Source organism: Methylobacterium sp. J-068 (genome assembly GCF_022829445.1).
In the GTDB taxonomy this organism is placed as follows: domain Bacteria; phylum Pseudomonadota; class Alphaproteobacteria; order Rhizobiales; family Beijerinckiaceae; genus Methylobacterium.
The window spans coordinates 1-920 of sequence record NZ_JAKSXY010000091.1 but is presented as its reverse complement, the minus strand read 5'-3'; the positions used below and the strand labels follow the sequence as shown (position 1 = coordinate 920).

The following is a 920-nucleotide window of genomic DNA, read 5'->3' as shown; positions in this document are numbered from 1 at the left end:
GTGGAGGACCGCGAACCGCTGACCCGCTCTGGTATCGACGCCCGCGCGGCGCGCGTGGGCAGCCGCCTCGCCCGGGCCGGCGACGGCCCCGACACCCTCGTCGGCCTCGCCCTGGAGCACTCCTGCGAGCTTCTCGTCGCGACCCCCGCCATCCTCAAGGCCGGCGCCGCCTGCCTGCCCCTGGTCCCCGACCTGCCCCGCCCTCGCCTGGACGCGATGGTCCGCGACAGTGGCGTGCGCCTCCTCGTCACACCGACGGCCCTGGCCGCCGCCTGCCCCGGCCCGCACGAGCATCCCAGTCTCACCGTCCTGCACATCGACGCGGACACCTCCGACACGGATCCAGCGGACGGGGCCGCCTGGACCGAGGCCCGGCCGCATCCAAAAACCCTCGCCTACGTGATCTACACCTCGGGCTCGACGGGCCGGCGCAAGGGCTGCGCCAACACCCACGGCGCGCTCCTCAACCGCCTCGACTGGATGGCGGCCGCCTACGGCATCGGCCCCCGCGACCGCATCCTCCAGAAGACCCCCATCGGCTTCGACGTCTCGGTCTGGGAGCTGCTGCTGCCCGCGCTCTGCGGCGCCACCTTGGTGATGGCGCCGCCCGGCGCCCATCGCGATCCGCCGGCCCTGCGCCGGGTCATCGTCGGGCACGGGGTGACCACCCTGCACGTCGGCGCCGCCATGCCGCCCGCCTTCGGGGCCCCGCCCGACCTGGACCCCTGCACCGGCCGCGGCGGAGCGGCCCGCGGGGCGCTCGCTCGCCCGAGGCCCCGCGCGCGGCCAGCCGGGCGGGGACGGGGTGCGGCGGTGCCGCCGTGTGCCGGACGAGGAGCTGGCTGCGGGCCGGCCGATCGCCAGGCGGGTCGTGGCGCGGACGCATCAGCGCTGCTTCCTAGAGGGCTGCGAGCACAGAC

1 protein-coding gene is annotated in these 920 nt (G+C 76.5%); it reads left to right on the top strand.

What is annotated here, in order from left to right:
- Positions 1-920, top strand: a 920-nt coding sequence (locus tag MKK54_RS14655) for an AMP-binding protein (RefSeq protein ID WP_244011917.1), incomplete at both ends; no start/stop codon positions are given.